This is a genomic window from Pseudomonas sp. FW300-N2A2 (assembly GCF_017351735.1).
Taxonomy (GTDB): Bacteria; Pseudomonadota; Gammaproteobacteria; order Pseudomonadales; family Pseudomonadaceae; genus Aquipseudomonas; species Aquipseudomonas migulae.
The window spans coordinates 37,057-56,053 of the sequence record NZ_JACNDU010000007.1; the positions used below are offsets into that span (position 1 = coordinate 37,057).

General features: G+C 60.7%; 14 protein-coding genes. 5 read left to right on the forward strand and 9 right to left on the reverse strand.

Features of this window, described 5'->3' with window-relative positions; genetic code table 11:
* Nucleotides 1–44: 44 nt before the first annotated feature.
* From cmk to mtnA, 7 genes are all read right to left on the reverse strand, one after another.
* A complete protein-coding gene (gene cmk / locus J4E42_RS12125; RefSeq protein WP_008031791.1) occupies nt 45–734 on the reverse strand; it encodes a (d)CMP kinase in 690 nt (229 codons plus the stop codon).
* Nucleotides 731–2,938 carry a bifunctional prephenate dehydrogenase/3-phosphoshikimate 1-carboxyvinyltransferase gene (locus J4E42_RS12130; RefSeq protein WP_230427588.1) on the reverse strand — a complete coding sequence of 736 codons (2,208 nt, stop codon included), beginning with the start codon at nt 2,936–2,938 and terminating at the stop codon, nt 731–733. The genes cmk and J4E42_RS12130 overlap by 4 nt, the downstream gene beginning before the upstream one ends.
* A 28-nt stretch (nt 2,939–2,966) precedes the next feature.
* Nucleotides 2,967–4,079 carry a histidinol-phosphate transaminase gene (hisC, locus tag J4E42_RS12135; RefSeq protein ID WP_008031795.1) on the reverse strand — a complete coding sequence of 371 codons (1,113 nt, stop codon included), beginning with the start codon at nt 4,077–4,079 and terminating at the stop codon, nt 2,967–2,969.
* 10 nt (nt 4,080–4,089) lie between these two features.
* Nucleotides 4,090–5,184: a prephenate dehydratase gene (gene pheA / locus J4E42_RS12140; RefSeq protein WP_007899727.1), complete on the reverse strand. Its 1,095-nt coding sequence runs from the start codon at nt 5,182–5,184 to the stop codon at nt 4,090–4,092.
* Nucleotides 5,184–6,269, reverse strand: a complete 1,086-nt coding sequence (gene serC / locus J4E42_RS12145) for a 3-phosphoserine/phosphohydroxythreonine transaminase (protein WP_008042110.1) — start codon at nt 6,267–6,269, stop codon at nt 5,184–5,186. The genes pheA and serC overlap by 1 nt, the downstream gene beginning before the upstream one ends.
* 252 nt (nt 6,270–6,521) lie before the next feature.
* The gene (gene gyrA / locus J4E42_RS12150) at nt 6,522–9,176 is read right to left on the reverse strand and encodes a DNA gyrase subunit A (protein ID WP_192226146.1); all 2,655 of its coding nucleotides are present in this window, start codon (nt 9,174–9,176) and stop codon (nt 6,522–6,524) included.
* A gap of 427 nt (nt 9,177–9,603) precedes the next feature.
* A complete protein-coding gene (mtnA, locus tag J4E42_RS12155; protein ID WP_008031801.1) occupies nt 9,604–10,680 on the reverse strand; it encodes an S-methyl-5-thioribose-1-phosphate isomerase in 1,077 nt (358 codons plus the stop codon).
* Nucleotides 10,681–10,788: 108 nt separating this feature from the next.
* On the opposite strand from mtnA, the gene J4E42_RS12160 reads away from it, so the two are divergent.
* From J4E42_RS12160 to J4E42_RS12180, 5 genes are all read left to right on the forward strand, one after another.
* Complete coding sequence (locus tag J4E42_RS12160) at nt 10,789–12,123, forward strand: TRZ/ATZ family hydrolase (RefSeq protein WP_207285332.1); 1,335 nt, start codon at nt 10,789–10,791, stop codon at nt 12,121–12,123.
* A 56-nt stretch (nt 12,124–12,179) separates the two neighbouring features.
* A complete protein-coding gene (gene ubiG / locus J4E42_RS12165; RefSeq protein WP_008031806.1) occupies nt 12,180–12,878 on the forward strand; it encodes a bifunctional 2-polyprenyl-6-hydroxyphenol methylase/3-demethylubiquinol 3-O-methyltransferase UbiG in 699 nt (232 codons plus the stop codon).
* Nucleotides 12,879–12,882: 4 nt separating this feature from the next.
* On the forward strand, nt 12,883–13,554 hold the full coding sequence (gene mupP / locus J4E42_RS12170; RefSeq protein WP_008031808.1) for an N-acetylmuramic acid 6-phosphate phosphatase MupP: 672 nt from the start codon (nt 12,883–12,885) through the stop codon (nt 13,552–13,554).
* Between the two features lie 179 nt (nt 13,555–13,733).
* The gene (locus J4E42_RS12175) at nt 13,734–14,474 is read left to right on the forward strand and encodes a YciK family oxidoreductase (RefSeq protein ID WP_008031809.1); all 741 of its coding nucleotides are present in this window, start codon (nt 13,734–13,736) and stop codon (nt 14,472–14,474) included.
* A gap of 377 nt (nt 14,475–14,851) precedes the next feature.
* Nucleotides 14,852–15,778, forward strand: coding sequence for a GGDEF domain-containing protein (locus J4E42_RS12180; RefSeq protein WP_008031811.1), 927 nt, complete (start codon nt 14,852–14,854; stop codon nt 15,776–15,778).
* Between the two features lie 48 nt (nt 15,779–15,826).
* On the opposite strand, the gene J4E42_RS12185 is transcribed toward J4E42_RS12180, so the two are convergent.
* On the reverse strand, nt 15,827–17,701 hold the full coding sequence (locus J4E42_RS12185; protein ID WP_207285333.1) for an MFS transporter: 1,875 nt from the start codon (nt 17,699–17,701) through the stop codon (nt 15,827–15,829).
* A gap of 86 nt (nt 17,702–17,787) precedes the next feature.
* A complete protein-coding gene (locus J4E42_RS12190; RefSeq protein ID WP_207285334.1) occupies nt 17,788–18,936 on the reverse strand; it encodes a TDT family transporter in 1,149 nt (382 codons plus the stop codon).
* Between the last annotated feature and the right edge of the window lie 61 nt (nt 18,937–18,997).

An 18,997-nucleotide genomic window follows, 5' to 3' on the forward strand; every position in this document is an offset into this window, starting at 1 on the left:
AGAAGCGCCACAGGACTATGACTGGTCCCCTGCGGCCTTCTTGGTCACCCGGCGATATCGCGAATGGCGATCTCGCTCATGATGCGTTCCAGCACCTGGTCGATGGATAATTCCGTGGAATCCAGCTGTATGGCGTCAGCCGCCGGTTTGAGCGGGGCTACCGCTCGCTGGGTGTCACGCTCATCGCGTGCACGTATCTCATCTAGCAGACTCGACAGACTAACACCATCGACTTTGCCCTTCAACTGCAAGTATCGACGGCGCGCACGCTCCTCGGCACTGGCGGTAAGGAAAATCTTCAACGGTGCATCCGGAAAAACCACCGTACCCATGTCGCGACCATCGGCCACCAGGCCCGGCGCTTCCTGGAATGCACGCTGGCGCTGCAGCAGCGCCTCGCGCACTGCGGGCAACGCCGCGACTTGCGAGGCGCCGGAGCCGATGCTTTCGGTGCGAATCACATCGCTGACTTCATCGCCCTCGAGAATGATGCGCTGCAACTGACCGTCGGTCGCCGCGATGAACTGCACATCCAGATGAGCGGCAAGTTTTTTCAGCAATTCTTCATTGGTGAGGTCGACGCCGTGATTGTGCGCAGCGAAGGCCAGCAACCGATAAAGCGCACCGGAATCCAGCAGGTTCCAGCCCAGACGCTTGGCCAGGATGCCAGCTACCGTGCCCTTGCCGGAGCCGCTTGGCCCATCGATGGTGATGACCGGTGCGATGTTTTTCACGACTGAGCCTCTTGTGCAACACGGATACCGACCTGCGCGCACAGCGCCAGGAAGTTCGGGAACGACGTTGCGACGTTGGCACAGTCATGGATGCGAATAGGCGCAGTGGCACGCAGCGATGCCACGCTGAAAGCCATGGCAATCCGGTGATCGCCGTGACCATGCACTTCGCCGCCGCCGATCAGGCCGCCGTCGATGATGATGCCGTCCGGGGTCGGTTCGCATTTGACGCCCAGTGCCAGCAAGCCATCGGCCATGACCTGGATCCGGTCCGATTCCTTGACGCGCAATTCTTCGGCGCCACGCAGGATGGTGCGCCCTTCGGCACAGGCCGCCGCCACGAACAGCACCGGGAATTCGTCGATGGCCAATGGAACCAGCGCTTCGGGAATCTCGATACCTTTGAGTTTAGCTGCACGCACGCGCAGGTCCGCTACCGGTTCGCCGCCGACTTCACGCTGGTTTTCCAGGGTGATGTCAGCGCCCATCAGACGCAGAATGTCGATCACGCCGGTACGGGTCGGGTTGATGCCGACATGCTCGAGCACCAGTTCGGAACCTTCGGCAATGGACGCCGCCACCAGGAAGAACGCCGACGACGAAATATCGCCCGGCACTTCAATGTGGGTCGCGGTCAGCTTGTGCCCGGATTCGACCGACGCCGTAGCGCCGTTGACGCTGACCGGGTAGCCGAAGCCGCGCAGCATGCGCTCGGTGTGGTCGCGCGTCGGTGCAGGCTCGGTGACGGTGGTTTTGCCATCAGCGTACAGGCCGGCCAACAGCAGGCAGGATTTAACCTGGGCACTGGCCATCGGCATGGTGTAGGTCAGGCCTTTGAGCTTGTTACCGCCACGAATGATCATCGGTGGACGACCTTCAGCGGCGGTCTCGATCACGGCGCCCATTTCACGCAGCGGATTGGCCACGCGATTCATCGGACGCTTGGACAGCGAGGCATCACCGGTCAAGGTGCTGTCGAAGTTCTGCGCAGCCAGCAGGCCGGACAGCAGACGCATCGAAGTGCCGGAGTTGCCCAGATAGATCGGGCCCGGCGCAGGCTTCAGGCCATGCAGGCCGACGCCGTGGATGGTCACGCGACCGTGGTGCGGACCTTCGATCACGACACCCATGTCGCGGAAGGCCTGCAAGGTCGCCAGAGCGTCTTCGCCCTCGAGGAAGCCTTCGACTTCGGTGACGCCTTCGGCCAGGGAGCCGAGCATGATCGAACGGTGGGAAATCGATTTATCGCCCGGTACACGAATCCGCCCAGTCAGGCGGCCACCAGGTTGTCCCAGGAAAATCAGGTCGTTGGAGTTCATAGCGTCCACATAAGCCCGGCGAGCCAGGATTTTACTGAAATGTTCGCGGGCAACCCGGGCGCGCGTGAACACGCCCAACAATTGGTGCCCATCCCCTGCATCGACCGCGTCGCGCAAGGCGTCGAGGTCGCTGCGAAATGTATCAAGCGTGCGCAGGACAGCTTCGCGGTTGGCGAGGAAGATGTCGTGCCACATGACCGGGTCACTTCCCGCGATTCTCGTGAAATCGCGGAAACCGCCGGCAGCGTAACGGAAGATCTCAAGGTTTTCATTGCGCTTGGCCAACGAATCGACCAAACCGAACGCCAGCAAGTGCGGCAAATGGCTGGTCGCCGCCAACACTTCGTCGTGACGTTCGACCTGCATGTGCTCGACATCGGCGCCCAGTTCACGCCACAACCGGTCGACCACGGCCAGCGCGGCCGGATCGGTTTGGTCCAGCGGCGTCAGAATCACTTTATGGCGACGGAACAGTTCGGCATTGGAGGCTTCCACCCCGCTCTGCTCGGAACCGGCAATCGGATGGCCCGGCACGAAACGCGCCGGCATGCCGCCAAACGCCTCGGTCGCGGCGCGCACGACGTTGCCCTTGGCACTGCCGACATCCGTCAGAATCGCTTGCCCAAGGTCCATGCCGGCCAACCGGCCGAGCATCTTTTCCATGGCCAGGATCGGCACCGCGAGTTGAATCACGTCGGCGCCCTGGCAGGCAACGGCCAGGTCTTCTTCGCAGCGATCCACCACGCCCAACTCGACCGCGAGCTTGCGCGACTGCGGATCGAGATCGACGCCCACCACTTCGCGGCACAGGCCGCTTTCACGCAGCCCCTTGGCAAACGAACCGCCGATCAACCCCAGACCGACCACCACCAGGCGACCGATCATAGGTTCAGCAGATTGCAGAGCAGTGACATCAACCACGAGCCAGAACCTTGGTCAGCGCCTCAAGGAAGCGGCTGTTTTCCGCCGGCAGGCCGATGGTGATGCGCAAGTGGTTCGGCATGCCATAGTTGGCCACCGGACGCACGATCACGCCTTCACGCAGCAAGCCCTGGAAGACCGGCAAGGCAACACGGCCGAGATCGACGCAGATGAAGTTGCCCTTGGACGGGATCCAGCTCAGCCCCAGCTCACGGAAACCCGCTTCCAGCTGCAGCATGCCGGCTTCGTTCAGGCGGCGACTTTCAGCCAGGTACTCGGCGTCCTGCAGCGCAGCGCACGCAGCGGCCAGGGCCAGGCTGTTGACGTTGAATGGCTGACGCACACGGTTCAGCACGTCGGCAACCACCGCCGTGGACAAGCCGTAACCAACGCGCAACGCTGCCAGGCCGTAGGCCTTGGAGAAGGTGCGCGAAACCAGCAGGTTCGGGTACGCCGCCAGGAAGTCGAGGCCATCCGGCAAGTCGCTGCCTTCGGCGTATTCGATGTAGGCCTCGTCCAGCACCACCAGCACGTGCTCCGGCACATCCTGCAGGAACTCGTCCAGCGCTTCGGCGCCAAACCAGGTCCCGGTCGGGTTGTTCGGGTTGGCGATGAAGACCACACGGGTATCGGCATCGATCGCGGCCAGCATGGCCGACAGATCATGGCCCCAGTCTTTGGCCGGGATCACTTTGGCCGTCGCACCGACGGCCTGGGTGACGATCGGATAGACCGCGAACGCATGCTCACTGAACACCGCATTCAGGCCCGGCGCCAGATAGGCACGCGCGACCAGTTCCAGGATGTCGTTGGAACCGTTGCCCAGCGTCACCTGATTCAGTTCGACGCGGCACTGATCGGCCAGCAGGGTCTTGAGCGCAAAACCGTTGCCATCCGGATAACGGGTCAGCTCGGCCAATTCTTCGCGAATGGCCGCCAAAGCCTTTGGACTGGCGCCCAACGGGTTTTCGTTGCTCGCCAGTTTGACGATGCTGGCCGGATCGATGTCCAGCTCGCGCGCCAGTTCGTCCACGGGCTTGCCCGGAACGTAAGGCGACAGTTGTTGCACGCCCGGCTGTGCCAGAGCGAGGAAGTTGCCACTCATTTGCTACCCCTTAGAGAACGGCTTTCGGGTAGGAACCCAACACTTTAAGTGCCACTGCTTCCTGACTGATCTTTTCCAGCACACCTTTTACCAGCGGATCGCGGTGATGGCCGACGAAGTCGATGAAGAACACGTAGGTCCATTTACCGCTACGCGAAGGACGTGTCTCGATGCGTGTCAGGTCGATGCCATTGTCGTGGAACGGCACCAGCAACTCGTGGAGCGCGCCTGGCTTGTTGCTCATGGAGACGATGATCGACGTCTTGTCGTCGCCGGTTGGCGGCACTTCCTGGCTGCCGATCATCAGGAATCGCGTGGAGTTGTCCGGGCGATCCTCGATTTTCTCGGCCAGACGGGTCAGCCCGTACAAGCCTGCGGCCATGTCGCCGGCAATCGCCGCCGAGTTCCACTCACCCTTGACCCGCTTCGCCGCTTCGGCGTTGCTGGAAACCGCGACGCGCTCGACATTCGGGTAGTGTGCATCCAGCCACTTGCGGCACTGCGCCAGCGACTGGGCGTGGGAATAGATGCGGCTGATGCTGTCGGTCTTGGTGTTTTCACCGACCAACAGATGGTGGTGAATCCGCAACTCGACTTCGCCACAGATGACCATGTCGTGTTCGAGGAAGCTGTCGAGCGTGTGGTTGACCGCGCCCTCGGTGGAGTTTTCCACCGGGACCACGCCAAAGTTCACCGCACCGGCCGCCACTTCGCGGAACACTTCGTCGATGGCCGCCATCGGCTTGCTGATCACCGCGTGGCCGAAGTGCTTCATGGCCGCCGCTTGAGTGAAGGTGCCTTCAGGACCGAGGTAAGCCACTTTCAGCGGCTGCTCGAGGGCCAGGCACGAAGACATGATTTCGCGGAACAACCGCGCCATTTCTTCGTTGCCCAGCGGGCCCTGATTGCGCTCCATCACACGCTTGAGCACCTGAGCTTCACGCTCAGGACGATAGAACACCGGCACTTCGCCTTCGGCCAGCGAGGCCATCTTTACTCGCGCAACTTCCTGGGCGCAGCGTGCGCGCTCACTGATCAGCTCCAGGACTTTTTCGTCCAGGGCATCAATGCGCAGGCGCAGTGCCTTGAGTTCTTGCTCAGACATTAGCCGTGTTCCTTCTCGAACTCTGCCATGTACGAAACCAGTGCGTTGACCGCAACGATATCGACGGCGTTATAGATGGAGGCGCGCATGCCGCCCACGGAACGGTGACCCTTGAGGTTCAACAGGCCACGCTCGTCGGCACCGGCCAGGAATGGCTTGTCCAGACGATCGTCAGCCAGGCGGAACGGCACGTTCATCCACGAGCGATCCGACTTGTTGATCGGGTTGCTGTACAGGCCGCTGGCATCAATGAAGTCGTACAGCGTGCGCTGTTTCACTTCGTTGAGCTTGCCGATGGCTTCGACGCCACCCTGCTCTTTCAGCCACTCGAACACCAGGCCAGACAGGTACCAGGCCAATGTTGGCGGGGTGTTGTACATCGAGCCGTTATCGGCCGCGACCTTGTAGTTGAGCATGGTCGGGCACAGGGAACGGGCGTGCCCCAGCAGGTCTTCGCGAACGATGTTGACGACGATGCCGCTCGGGCCGATGTTTTTCTGGGCGCCGGCGTAGATCATGCCGAAACGCGAAACATCAATCGGGCGCGACAAGATGTCCGAAGACATGTCGGCGACCAGCGGAACGTCACCGGTTTCCGGGACCCAGTTGAATTCCAGGCCACCAATGGTTTCGTTCGGCGCGTAGTGAACGTAGGCCGCGTCTTTCGACAGCTTCCATTCGTTCTGGCCGGGAATCGCGAAATAGTCGTAAGGCTTGGCGGTGGCGGCAACATTGACGTGGCCGTAGCGCGACGCTTCTTCGATGGCTTTCTGCGACCAGATACCGGTGTCGATATAGTCGGCAGTGCCGCTTTCCGGCAACAGGTTCAGAGGGATCTGAGCAAACTGCTGGCTGGCGCCACCTTGCAGGAACAGCACTTTATAGTTCGAGGGGATATTCAGCAGATCACGCAGATCCTGCTCGGCCTTGTTAGCGATGGACACGAACTCATCACTGCGATGGCTCATTTCCATGACCGACAGACCCTTGCCGTGCCAATCAAGGAGTTCACCCTGGGCGCGCTGCAGGACAGCTTCGGGAAGTGCCGCAGGACCGGCACAGAAGTTATAGGCTCTCTTGCTCACATCCAATCTCGCTCTGATTTGGTGGTAATCACGCAATAAATCACAACATCAATCGACACAGGGTCTCTGCCGAAGCAGAAAACCTGTGGGAGCGAGCCTGCTCGCGAATGCATCACCGCGGTGCTTCAGAGGTACCGCGGCGCCTGCATCGCGAGCAGGCTCGCTCCCACATGGGATGTCCCTGGATATCGAAATTTTCCGTTCGGACAAACAACAAGGGGGCGAATTTTCATCCGCCCCCTGTTTGTCCGCTTACTCTTGCGGTTCTTCGTCAGCGGCAGCATCGAGTTGCTGGTCTTCAACAACGTCGTCGATCACGACTTCGCCGTCGAACACCGCACCCTCTTCGCCTTCCAGCTCTTCGCCTTCGACTTCCGACGGCTCCTGTACCCGCTCCAGACCGACCAGCGTTTCATCGCTGGCCAGTTTGATCAGGGTCACGCCCTGGGTATTACGACCCAGGCTGGAAACTTCGTCGACACGGGTACGAACCAACGTGCCCTGGTCGGAAATCAGCATGATCTCCTCGCCGTCGAGCACCTGGACCGCACCGACCAGACGGCCGTTACGGTCGTTGCTGACCATGGCGATAACGCCCTGGCCGCCACGCTTGTACTCAGGGAACTCGGTGATCGCCGTACGCTTGCCGAAACCACGCGCCGAAGCGGTGAGGATCTGGCTGCCTTCTTCCGGGATCAGCATGGAAATCAGCTTCTGGCCTTCCGGCAGACGCATGCCGCGGACACCGCGAGCGGTACGGCCCATGGCACGAACGTCGGTTTCCTTGAAGCGAGTGACCTTGCCGCCGTCGGAGAACAGCATGACTTCGCGCTCGCCATCGGTAATGGCGGCAGAGATCAGTACGTCACCTTCGTCCAGTTCCAGCGCGATCAGACCGACGCTGCGTTGACGGCTGAAGGATTCCAGCGGGGTCTTCTTCACAGTGCCTTTGGCGGTGGCCATGAAGATGAAGTGACCTTCGGTGTATTCCTCGACCGGCAGCATGGTGGTGATGTATTCATCACTGTCCAGCGGCAGCAGGTTGACCAGCGGACGACCACGGGCAGCGCGGGACGCTTCCGGGATTTCGTAGGTTTTCAGCCAGTACACCTTGCCCTTGCTGGAGAACAGCAGCAGCGTGGTGTGGCTGTTGGCGACCAGCAGGTGAGCGATGTAGTCCTCATCCTTGACGCCGGTCGCCGATTTGCCTTTACCGCCACGACGCTGGGCCTGGTACGCAGCCAATGGCTGGGTCTTGGCGTAGCCACCGTGGGAAATGGTCACGACGCGATCTTCTTCCGGGATCATGTCACCCAGGGTCAGGTCGAGACGGGCATCGAGAATTTCGGTGCGGCGCACGTCGCCGTATTCGGCGCGGATCACTTCCAGCTCTTCGCGGATCACTTCCATCAGGCGCGTGGCGCTGTTGAGGATGCGGATCAGCTCGCCGATCTGGTTGAGGATCTCTTGATACTCGGCCAGCAGTTTTTCGTGTTCCAGACCGGTCAGGCGATGCAGACGCAGTTCCAGAATGGCTTGCGCCTGTTCCGGCGAGAGGAAGTACTTGCCTTCACGCAGACCGTATTGCGGATCCAGGGTCTCCGGACGGCAAGAGTCGGCACCGGCACGCTCAACCATCGCCACCACGGCGGAGGATTCCCAAGGCGTGCTGATCAGCGCTTCCTTGGCTTCCGACGGCGTTGGCGAGGCCTTGATCAGCGCGATGACCGGGTCGATGTTCGACAGGGCAACCGCCTGGCCTTCCAGAATGTGGCCACGTTCGCGCGCTTTACGCAGCTCGAACACGGTGCGACGGGTAACGACTTCGCGACGGTGACGAACGAAGGCTTCCAGCAGGTCCTTGAGGTTCAGGATCCGCGGACGGCCGTCGATCAGCGCAACGATGTTGATACCGAATACCGCTTGCAGCTGGGTCTGGGCATAGAGGTTGTTGAGGATCACCTCAGGCACTTCGCCGCGACGCAGCTCGATCACAACGCGCATGCCGTCCTTGTCGGACTCGTCGCGCAGTTCGGTGATGCCTTCGAGCTTCTTCTCTTTAACCAGCTCGGCGATCTTCTCGATCAGACGGGCCTTGTTCAGCTGGTAAGGGAGTTCGGTGATGACGATCTGCTGACGGCCACCGACCTTGTCGATGTCTTCGATGATCGAGCGGGCGCGCATGTAAATGCGGCCGCGACCGGTGCGGTAGGCTTCGATGATACCGGCGCGACCGTTGATGATCGCAGCGGTCGGGAAGTCCGGGCCAGGGATGTATTGCATCAGCTCATCGATGGTCAACTCAGGGTTGTCGATGAGCGCCAGGCAACCGTCGATGACTTCACCGAGGTTGTGTGGCGGGATGTTGGTCGCCATGCCCACGGCGATACCGCTGGAGCCGTTGACCAGCAGGTTGGGAATACGGGTCGGCATGACCGCCGGGATCATTTCGGTGCCGTCGTAGTTCGGCACCCAGTCCACGGTTTCTTTATGCAGGTCAGCCAGCAGCTCGTGCGCCAGCTTGGTCATGCGCACTTCGGTGTATCGCATGGCCGCGGCGTTGTCGCCGTCCACCGAACCGAAGTTGCCCTGACCGTCTACCAGCAGGTAGCGCAGCGAGAATGGCTGCGCCATCCGAACGATGGTGTCGTACACCGCGGTATCACCGTGCGGGTGATACTTACCGATCACGTCACCGACAACACGGGCAGATTTCTTGTACGGCTTGTTGAAGTCGTTGCCCAGCTCGCTCATCGCGAACAGCACGCGCCGGTGCACGGGCTTCAAGCCATCGCGCGCATCCGGCAGTGCCCGCCCGACAATTACGCTCATTGCGTAGTCGAGGTAGGACTGCTTCAGCTCGTCTTCGATATTGACCGGGAGGATTTCTTTGGCCAGTTCGCCCATGAGAAGCTCGATTCCTTTTTCTGGTGAAACCTCGTCACATCCATATGGGACGAACGAAGCTCGCCGCTGCAGGCTGAGTGCCATGCACCGACTTACGACAAATCAACGAGTTATGCCATGGATTTGCGCAGTAAAGACAACCCCGTGGGACTGCCTCGGAAAACGCCGGATGTTATCACAAGAGCCGCCACGCACCTATCCCCCAGATGCGCATGGAGTGTAGTTAGTTGACTGATGGCAGGCTTGAAGGGGACGAGAGGGGCTTAGAGCTGCTGCGAATGCAGAATTTGGGGCTGAATTACAGATGTTTATTGACTTTCAGACCCTAATCGCCAGCAGGCTGGCTCCCACATTTGATCCGTGTCGATCACAAACCCTGTGGGAGCCAGCCTGCTGGCGATGGCGTCCTTTCGAACGCCACGGCCAATCAATGCAACCGCTTGCGGCACATCAACTGCGCCATTTTCGCGGTGTCCGGGCGTTCGACGATGCCTTTTTCCGTGACGATCGCGTCAATCAAATCTGCCGGGGTGACGTCGAACACCGGATTGAACGCATCGACATCCGCCCCGACCCGCTTGCCACCGACTTCCAGCAACTCGCGCCCATCTCGCTCTTCAATCGGAATGTCATCGCCGCTGGCCAGGTTCATGTCGATGGTCGAACTCGGCGCCACCACCATGAAGCGCACGCCGTGGTGCATGGCGTTGACCGCCAGCTGATAAGTGCCGATCTTGTTGGCCACGTCGCCATTGGCGGTGATCCGGTCGGCACCGACGATGACCCAGGTGATGCCTTTGGTCTTCATGATGTGAGCCGCAGCGGAGTCGGCATTGAGGGTCACAGGGATGCCCTCGTTGGCCAGCTCCCACGCCGTCAGTCGCGAACCTTGCAGCCAGGGACGGGTTTCGTCGGCATAAACGCGCTCAACCATGCCTTCGATGAACGCCCCGCGAATGACGCCCAGCGCCGTACCAAAACCACCGGTGGCCAGTGCGCCAGTGTTGCAGTGGGTCAGGATCGCCTGGGCGTTGCCCTGGTGCTTGCGGATCAGGTCCACACCCAGTTGCGCCATGGTCAGGTTGGCTTCGCGATCACTTTCATGAATGGCGATGGCTTCTGCCTCCAGCGCCGCGAGAGGGTCGGCATCGCCCTTGATACGATCAAGGCGGTCACGCATGCGACTCAGCGCCCAGAACAGGTTCACCGCCGTTGGACGGGAATCGGCCAGCAACGCGTAATCCTCTTCCCACGCGGCCTGCCAGTCACCGCCCTCGAGAATTCGGGCGCGGGCTGAAAGCACCATGGCATAGGCGGCACTGATACCAATCGCCGGCGCGCCGCGCACCACCATCGAACGAATAGCCTCGGCCACGCCAGCCGCGCTGGTGTAGGCAATCCAGGTTTCCTCGAACGGCAAAATACGCTGATCCAGCAGGTACAGGGCGCCATCACGCCAATCGATGGCCTTCACCTTCTCCGCAGCCAACAGTCGATCGCGCATCCTTCACCCCGCACTCATGAACAAAAGCCGCCGATTATAGCGATCCCCCCGCGAAGACGCTCGGGTATACTTCGCCATCCTTTACAAAAGCACTGGAACCGACCCTCGATGCCGAACACTGCCGCTGCGCTCGACCTGTTATTGCTGCCGACCTGGCTGGTACCCGTCGAACCCGCTGGCGTTGTCCTCAAAGAGCATGGCCTGGGCATCCGCGACGGGCGCATTGTGTTTATCGGCCCGCGGTCCGCCGCGCTGAAGCTTAACGCAACCGAAGTCCGCGAACTGCCGGGCATGCTGCTCAGCCCCGGCCTGATCAATACTCACGGGCACGCGGCGATGACACTGTTCCGCGGCCTGGCCGATGACCTGCCGCTGATGACCTGGCTGGAAAACCACATCTGGCCTGCCGAAGCCAAATGGGTCGATGAAGCTTTTGTACGCGATGGCACCGACATTGCCATCGCCGAACAGATAAAAGGTGGCATTACCTGCTTCTCTGACATGTATTTCTTCCCGAAGGTTGCCAGCGAACGTGTGCATAACAGCGGCATACGCGCGCAAATCGCGATTCCGATCCTCGATTTCCCGATCCCGGGGGCCGGCACGGCGGATGACGCCATTCGTCAGGGCGTCGAACTGTTCAACGATCTCAAGCACCACGAGCGCATCAAAGTCACCTTCGGCCCCCACGCGCCCTACACCTTGGGCGACGAAACCCTGGAGAAAATCCGGGTGATCGCCGAAGAACTGGACGCGCCGATTCACATGCACGTCCACGAAACTGCGTTCGAAGTACAGCAAGCCGTCGAGCAGCGTGGCGAGCGGCCGTTGGCCCGACTGGCACGCCTGGGCCTTCTGGGGCCGCGCTTCCAGGCCGTTCACATGACGCAGATCAGCGATGAAGACCTGGTGATGCTGGTAGAAAGCAACACCAATGTGATTCATTGCCCGGAGTCGAACCTGAAGCTGGCCAGCGGTTTCTGCCCGGTAGAACGTTTGTGGCAGGCGGGCGTCAATGTGGCTGTCGGCACCGACGGCGCGGCCAGCAACAACGACCTCGACCTGCTCGGCGAAACCCGCACCGCCGCGTTGCTGGCCAAAGCCGTTGCCGGTTCGGCCACCGCGCTGGACGCTCATCGCGCGCTGCGCATGGCCACGCTGAACGGCGCACGCGCCATGGGCATCGAGGCCGACGTCGGCTCGCTGGAAGTCGGCAAAGCGGCGGACATCGTCGCGTTCGACCTCTCGGGCCTGGCTCAGCAACCGGTCTACGACCCGGTTTCGCAGCTTATATATGCCACCGGTCGCGACTGCGTAAAACACCTGTGGGTGGGTGGCAAGCAATTGCTCGACGACCGTCGCCTGACCCGCCTGGATGAAGAACAGCTGTGCGCCACCGCCAAGGCCTGGGGCCAGCGCATCAGCGGCCACACCGAATTGTAAGCACCCCGGACTCACCGCCGGGGCAACAGGATTTTTCAAGTTTTAGAGGATGAACCATGAGTAACGTCGACTACGCCGAAATCGCCAAATTCGAAGCCCTGGCCCATCGCTGGTGGGACCGCGAAAGCGAGTTCAAACCGCTGCACGACATCAACCCGCTGCGGGTCAACTGGATTGACGAACGAGTCAATCTGGCGGGCAAGAAGGTTCTCGACATCGGTTGCGGCGGCGGCATCCTCAGCGAAGCCATGGCGCAACGCGGTGCGACCGTGATGGGTATCGACATGGGCGAAGCGCCACTGGCCGTCGCTCAACTGCACCAGCTTGAGTCGGGCGTGAACGTCGAATATCGGCAGATCACCGCCGAGGCCCTGGCAGAAGAAATGCCGGAACAGTTCGACGTGGTCACGTGCCTGGAAATGCTTGAGCACGTACCGGATCCCTCCTCGGTGATCCGCGCCTGCTTCAAAATGGTCAAGCCGGGCGGCCAGGTGTTCCTCTCCACGATCAACCGCAACCCGAAGGCGTACCTGTTCGCCATCGTCGGCGCCGAATACATCATGAAGCTGCTGCCGCGCGGCACGCATGACTTCAAGAAATTCATCCGCCCTTCCGAGCTGGGTGCCTGGAGCCGCATGGCGGGCCTGACCGTCAAGGACATCATCGGCTTGACGTACAACCCGCTGACCAAGCACTACAAACTGGCGGCCGACGTGGACGTCAACTACATGATCCAGACCCTGCGCGAGGAATAAGTCGATGCGAATCAGAGCAGTCCTTTTTGACATGGACGGCACGCTGCTCGACACCGCGCCGGACTTCATTGCGATCTGTCAGGCAATGCGCGCCGACCGGGGCTTGCCGCCGATGAACGACAAGCACATCCGCGACGAGATCTCCGGCGGCGCCAAGGCGATGGTCGCGGTGACGTTCAGCATGGACCCGGAATCGCCAGGCTTTGAAGAGCTGCGCCTGGAGTTCCTGGAGCGCTACCTCGTGGGCTGCGCGGTGCACAGCAAGCTGTTCGACGGCATGGGCGAGCTACTGGCCGACATCGAAAAAGCCAACCTGATCTGGGGCGTGGTCACCAACAAGCCTCTGCGGTTTGCCGAACCGATCATGCAGCAGCTCGGGCTGGCCGAGCGTTCGGCGCTGCTGATCTGCCCGGATCACGTGAAGAACAGCAAACCGGACCCGGAGCCGTTGATCCTCGCGTGCAAGATGCTCGACCTCGATCCGGCCAGCGTGCTGTTTGTCGGTGATGACCTGCGCGATATCGAATCAGGTCGTGACGCCGGCACCAAGACCGCCGCCGTGACCTTTGGCTACATTCACCCGGACGATAACCCACGGCATTGGGGTGCGGATGTGGTGGTCGATCATCCGCTGGAGTTGCGCAAGGTACTTGATAGCGCTCTGTGTAGTTGTTAAGCCGCTTTTGCAGGAGCACGGCTTCCTACAGGTTTGTGCATTACTCATGTGGGAGCGAGCCTGCTCGCGATAGCGGCGGCTCAGTCGCCATCGATGTTGCCTGCGATACCGCCATCGCGAGCAGGCTCGCTCCCACAGGGATAGCGCTTGTCCGGAAAAAATTTTGTTGAGGTTTTTTTATGTTTGATTATTCCGCCCGCCCTGAATTGCTCAAGGACCGGGTCATCCTGGTCACCGGCGCTGGTCGTGGTATCGGCGCCGCTGCCGCGAAAACCTACGCCGCCCACGGTGCCACCGTGCTGTTGCTGGGCAAGACCGAAGCCAACCTGACTCAGGTCTACGACGAAATCGAGGCCGCCGGTCATCCACAACCGGCGGTGATCCCGTTCAACCTGGAAACCGCCCTGCCCCATCAATACGATGAGTTGGCGGCGATGATCGAGACCGAATTCGGCCACCTCGACGGCTTGCTGCACAACGCCTCGATCATTGGTCCGCGCACGCCGATCGAACAGCTCTCCGGCGAGAACTTCATGCGTGTCATGCAAGTCAACGTCAACGCGATGTTCATGCTCACCAGTACCCTGTTGCCGCTGCTCAAACTGTCGCAGGACGCTTCGGTGGTGTTCACCTCCAGCAGCGTCGGCCGCAAGGGTCGTGCGTATTGGGGCGCTTATGGCGTCTCCAAGTTCGCCACCGAAGGCTTGATGCAAACCCTGGCCGACGAAGTCGACACCGTCGCACCGGTGCGCTCCAACAGCATCAACCCCGGCGCCACCCGCACCAGCATGCGCGCCCAGGCTTATCCCGGTGAAAATCCGCTGAACAACCCGACGCCCGAGGAGATCATGCCGGTCTACCTCTACCTGATGGGCCCGGACAGCACCGGCATCAACGGCCAGGCATTCAACGCGCAGTAACACCGTGCGTCGCTTTTGTGCCGTGGCGAATTACCGTCACGGCACTTAAAAAGCGTCGCAACCGCACCTGTTTTTAGTCAAATAAATGTCATGAAACGGGCCAGACAAAGCCAAAAACACTTTCAAGGCATTGATTTTCAACAGCTTTTATTCAAATGAACCGAATGGCATGACTTTCGCTCTATATCTGCTCAGACACGCCGAGTGAGTGAAAGCAGTCGGGCAGGCCTTCGAGTCGATAGGTTACTAATCTTCAGCAAAGCAGATTAGACTTGCGCCAAATGTCCTACGGGACTGATGGACCAGTATGACGCGCAGCCCAAAGCCGCTCTCACCCAGCCTGTAAGACAGCCTTACTGCTTAGGGGCGCACGCCATATGAAATCACCTTCCCAGACCAACGCAATTGACTTCGATAGCGCCAAATTGCAACGCCTGGGCTTTGGTCAGCAGCCCCCTCTTCTGGAGAGGCCGGTCAGCCTCGCGCAATTGCGCCAGCAACTGAGTTTGCAGTTGCAAACCAGTCTTGAGCCGCAACGCATTCTTGGGCTCTTCTACCGTGAAATTCAGCGTCTCGTACCGCTCGACGCCTTGAGCTACCAGCACAAGGCCAGCGACTTGCGCCTGGAATACGGCCAGCGCGGCCACCACTCGATCAGTTACACCCTCAGCCACGAAGGCGAGCAGCTGGGTGAACTGGTGTTCCGTCGCAATCAGCGTTTCAGCGAGCAGGAACTGGGCAACCTTGAGTCGCTGCTGTCCGCATTGCTGTACCCGATGCGCAATGCCCTGCTCTACCGCGCCGCCACCCAAAGCGCCCTGCGCGACCCGCTCACGGACACCGGCAACCGCATTGCCATGGACCAGACGCTGCAACGGGAAATCGACATGTCGCGTCGGCACCTGCAGCCCTTGTCGCTGTTGATGCTGGACATCGACCATTTCAAACAAATCAACGACACCCATGGCCACAGCGCTGGCGATGACGTGCTCAAGGGAGTCGCCGCCTCGATCAAAAGCCAGCTGCGCAACGTGGACATGGTGTTCCGCTTTGGTGGCGAGGAGTTTTTGATTCTGCTGTCCAACACCGGCCGGGAAGCCGCCGCCATGGTCGGCGAGCGCCTGCGACTCGCGGCGCAAGCCAAGGATTTTTCGGCTGATGGCAACCTGATCGAGCTGACCGTCAGCCTCGGCTGTTCGACCCTGCTGCCCGGCGAATCGGCCGAGAGCCTGCTGCGTCGGGCCGACAGCGCGCTTTATGTGGCCAAGCGCGAAGGACGTAACCGCTTGGCGATGGCGGGCTGACTCCCGCCAGCACGGGCTCGCGAAAGTAGCGGCCCGCATCGACAGGGATCAGCGGACAGCGCCGCGCAACTCTCCGACCATCCCTTGCAGCTTCGCCGGCTCCGCCGCTTCTACCGACACCGCCGGCCCCGCCACCAGAGTCACCCGCGACCACAATCGACGGAACAGGCCCTTGTCGGGATCGCGACTGAAGAAACTCCCCCACAGCCCCTGCAATGCCAATGGAATCACTGGCACCGGCGTCTCTTCGAGAATCCGCGTCAACCCGCCCTTGAACTCGTTGATCTCGCCATCGGCGGTCAATTTGCCTTCAGGGAAGATGCACACCAGCTCACCATCCTTCAGATATTGAGCAATACGCGTGAAGGCCCTTTCGTAAATCTGAATGTCTTCCTGACGTCCCGCGATCGGGATCGTCCCGGCCGTGCGGAAGATAAAGTTCAGCACCGGCAGGTTGTAGATCTTGTAATACATCACAAAGCGAATCGGCCGACGCACCGCGCCGCCAATCAGCAGCGCATCGACGAAAGACACGTGGTTGCACACCAGCAACGCCGCGCCTTCATCCGGAATCAGCTCCAGATTGCGATGCTCTACGCGGTACATGGAATGGCTGAGCAGCCAGATCATGAAACGCATGCTGAACTCGGGGACGATCTTGAAGATGTAGGCGTTGACGCCGATGTTCAGCAGCGACACCACCAGGAACAGGTGCGGGATCGACAACTTGGCCAGGCTCAGCAACACGATCGAGACAATCGCCGAGACCACCATGAACAGCGCGTTGAGAATATTGTTGGCGGCAATCACCCGTGCACGCTCGTTCTCCGGGGTGCGCGACTGGATCAGCGCGTACAGCGGCACGATGTAGAAACCACCGAAAACCCCAAGACCGAGAATGTCGATCAATACCAGCCAAGTGTGGCCAAAGCCGAGGATTTCGATCCAGCCATGGCCGTCGACACTCTCGGGAATTCCGCCGGAATGCCACCAAAGCAGCAATCCGAATACCGTCAGGCCAAACGAGCCGAACGGCACCAGACCGATCTCGACTTTGCGTCCGGACAGTCTTTCGCAGAGCAGCGAGCCGAGTGCGATCCCCACCGAAAACACGGTCAGAATCAGCGTCACCACGGTTTCGTCGCCGTGCATCCATTCCTTGGCGTACGCCGGGATTTGCGTCAGGTAAATCGCCCCGACAAACCAGAACCACGAGTTGCCGACAATCGAGCGCGACACCGCCGGCGTTTGCCCCAGTCCCAGTTTCAAGGTGGCCCAGGATTGACTGAAGATGTTCCAGTTCAGACGCATTTCCGGCGATGAGGCCGCCGCCCGCGGAATGCTGCGACTGGCCAGATAACCGAGCACGGCAATGCCGATGATCGCCGTGGACACGATGGGCGCGTAATGCGCGGAGGACATCATGATCCCGGCGCCGATGGTCCCGGCGAGGATGGCCAGGAAGGTGCCCATTTCCACCAGACCGTTGCCGCCCACCAGCTCTTCTTCATGCAAGGCCTGGGGCAGGATCGAGTATTTCACCGGCCCGAACAGCGCCGAGTGCGTGCCCATGGCGAACAGCGCCAGCAGCATCAGCGACAGATGATCGAAAACAAACCCCACCGCGCCGACCGCCATGATGGCGATTTCCCCGAGCTTGATCAGACGGATCAGCGCGTCCTTGGCGAACTTCTCGCCAAACTGCCCGGCCAACGCCGAAAACAGAAAGAACGGCAGGATGAACAGCAGCGCACACAAATTGACCCAGATCGAGCGATCCCCCTCGATGGTCAATTTGTACAGAATGGCGAGGATCAACGATTGCTTGAAGACGTTGTCGTTGAACGCCCCGAGGGACTGGGTCACGAAAAACGGCAGGAAGCGCCGGGTGCGAAGCAAGGTGAACTGTGAGGGGTGACTCATCTTCCGTGTGCCCTGATGTTGTTAGAGAGTGGCGTGGATACTGTGATTGGAATGCCGCACGCCGATCCAGGCCACACATTACCCGGTTATTTGTTTAAACCTGCAATGCACGGCGAGACAAACAACTCACCCCGCCACGCGCCTTGTACCGTGCGTTTGGCAACGATCAGCCACATCATCGCCAGCAACGCCACCAGCACACAGCCAAAGGCATTGAAAAACGCCAGGTTCAACGTGCTTCCCAGTTTCAACGTTGCCAGAGAATAGACGCCCAGCGGAAAGGTGAAACCCCACCAGCCGAGGTTGAACGGGATCCCGGCGCGCAGGTAACGCCCGGTGATCAGCAGCGCAATCAGCATCCACCACAAACCGAAGCCCCACAGCGTGATCCCCGCTACCAGCCCCAGCCCCGCCGCGATTTCACCCAGGCCGGCAAACCCGTTGGCGGCGAAGATGGCCGGCGCGTCGGCGCCCAGCAGCAACATGCCCAGTGCCCCGGTGCCAATCGGGCCGAGCGCCAGCCAGCTCGACGCGGCCATGTTTTCGTGAGGCAGTTTGTGCAGCGCCATGCGCAGCATGAGAATGGTCAGAATGCTGAACGCCACCGGCAGGGAAAATGCCCAGAGCACGTAGCTGGTCACCAACACCACCAGTTGCCCATGGGCCTCGGCCAAATGCGGCGCCAGCAACCCGCCACTGGCGGCCGCCACTTCCGCCGCCACCACTGGCAGCAGCCAAACGGCAGTCATCTGATCGATGCTGTGCTCCTGGCGGGTGAACATCATGTAGGGAATCAGCACACCGCAGGCCAGCGACATCGCCACGTCCAGCCACCACAGCAGCGCGGCCACATGGACGACACCTTCGCCCCAGCGCGACAGGCCAAACAGCAGGAAGCCATTGATGATGGTCGCCAACCCCATGGGAATCGTGCCGAAAAACATCGAGACCGTGGAGTGCCCGAAAATCCGCCGGGCCTCATCGAAGAACAGCACCCAGCGCGCCGCGTACAGCGCCGTGAACAAGATGAACAGACCGATATTGAACAGCCAAAGGGCTTCGGCGATCGCATGCAGACCCGGCGTCGCGCCAGGCAACTGGGCCAAGGCCAGCGCCAGAACGCCCGTGCCCATGGTCGCGGCGAACCAGTTCGGGGTGAACTGGCGGATGACCTCGCGCGGGTGCTGCAAATGACTGAAAGGTTTGTAAACGGGGGTGGCGTTGGGGCATGTCATAGCGAACTCCTGTCCTCTGTTGAGGTGGAGTTCAGGGTAGGTCCAAATCGAATATCTATAT

Bases quoted from the DNA above. Each gene is read 5' to 3' on its own strand.
- J4E42_RS12130 (WP_230427588.1), bottom strand. From the start codon at position 2,938: ATGATCGGTCGCCTGGTGGTGGTCGGTCTGGGGTTGATCGGCGGTTCG.
- hisC (WP_008031795.1), bottom strand. From the start codon at position 4,079: ATGAGTGGCAACTTCCTCGCTCTGGCACAGCCGGGCGTGCAACAACTG.
- pheA (WP_007899727.1), bottom strand. From the start codon at position 5,184: ATGTCTGAGCAAGAACTCAAGGCACTGCGCCTGCGCATTGATGCCCTG.
- gyrA (WP_192226146.1), bottom strand. From the start codon at position 9,176: ATGGGCGAACTGGCCAAAGAAATCCTCCCGGTCAATATCGAAGACGAG.
- mtnA (WP_008031801.1), bottom strand. From the start codon at position 10,680: ATGCGCGATCGACTGTTGGCTGCGGAGAAGGTGAAGGCCATCGATTGG.
- J4E42_RS12160 (WP_207285332.1), top strand. From the start codon at position 10,789: ATGCCGAACACTGCCGCTGCGCTCGACCTGTTATTGCTGCCGACCTGG.
- ubiG (WP_008031806.1), top strand. From the start codon at position 12,180: ATGAGTAACGTCGACTACGCCGAAATCGCCAAATTCGAAGCCCTGGCC.
- mupP (WP_008031808.1), top strand. From the start codon at position 12,883: ATGCGAATCAGAGCAGTCCTTTTTGACATGGACGGCACGCTGCTCGAC.
- J4E42_RS12175 (WP_008031809.1), top strand. From the start codon at position 13,734: ATGTTTGATTATTCCGCCCGCCCTGAATTGCTCAAGGACCGGGTCATC.
- J4E42_RS12180 (WP_008031811.1), top strand. From the start codon at position 14,852: ATGAAATCACCTTCCCAGACCAACGCAATTGACTTCGATAGCGCCAAA.
- J4E42_RS12185 (WP_207285333.1), bottom strand. From the start codon at position 17,701: ATGAGTCACCCCTCACAGTTCACCTTGCTTCGCACCCGGCGCTTCCTG.
- J4E42_RS12190 (WP_207285334.1), bottom strand. From the start codon at position 18,936: ATGACATGCCCCAACGCCACCCCCGTTTACAAACCTTTCAGTCATTTG.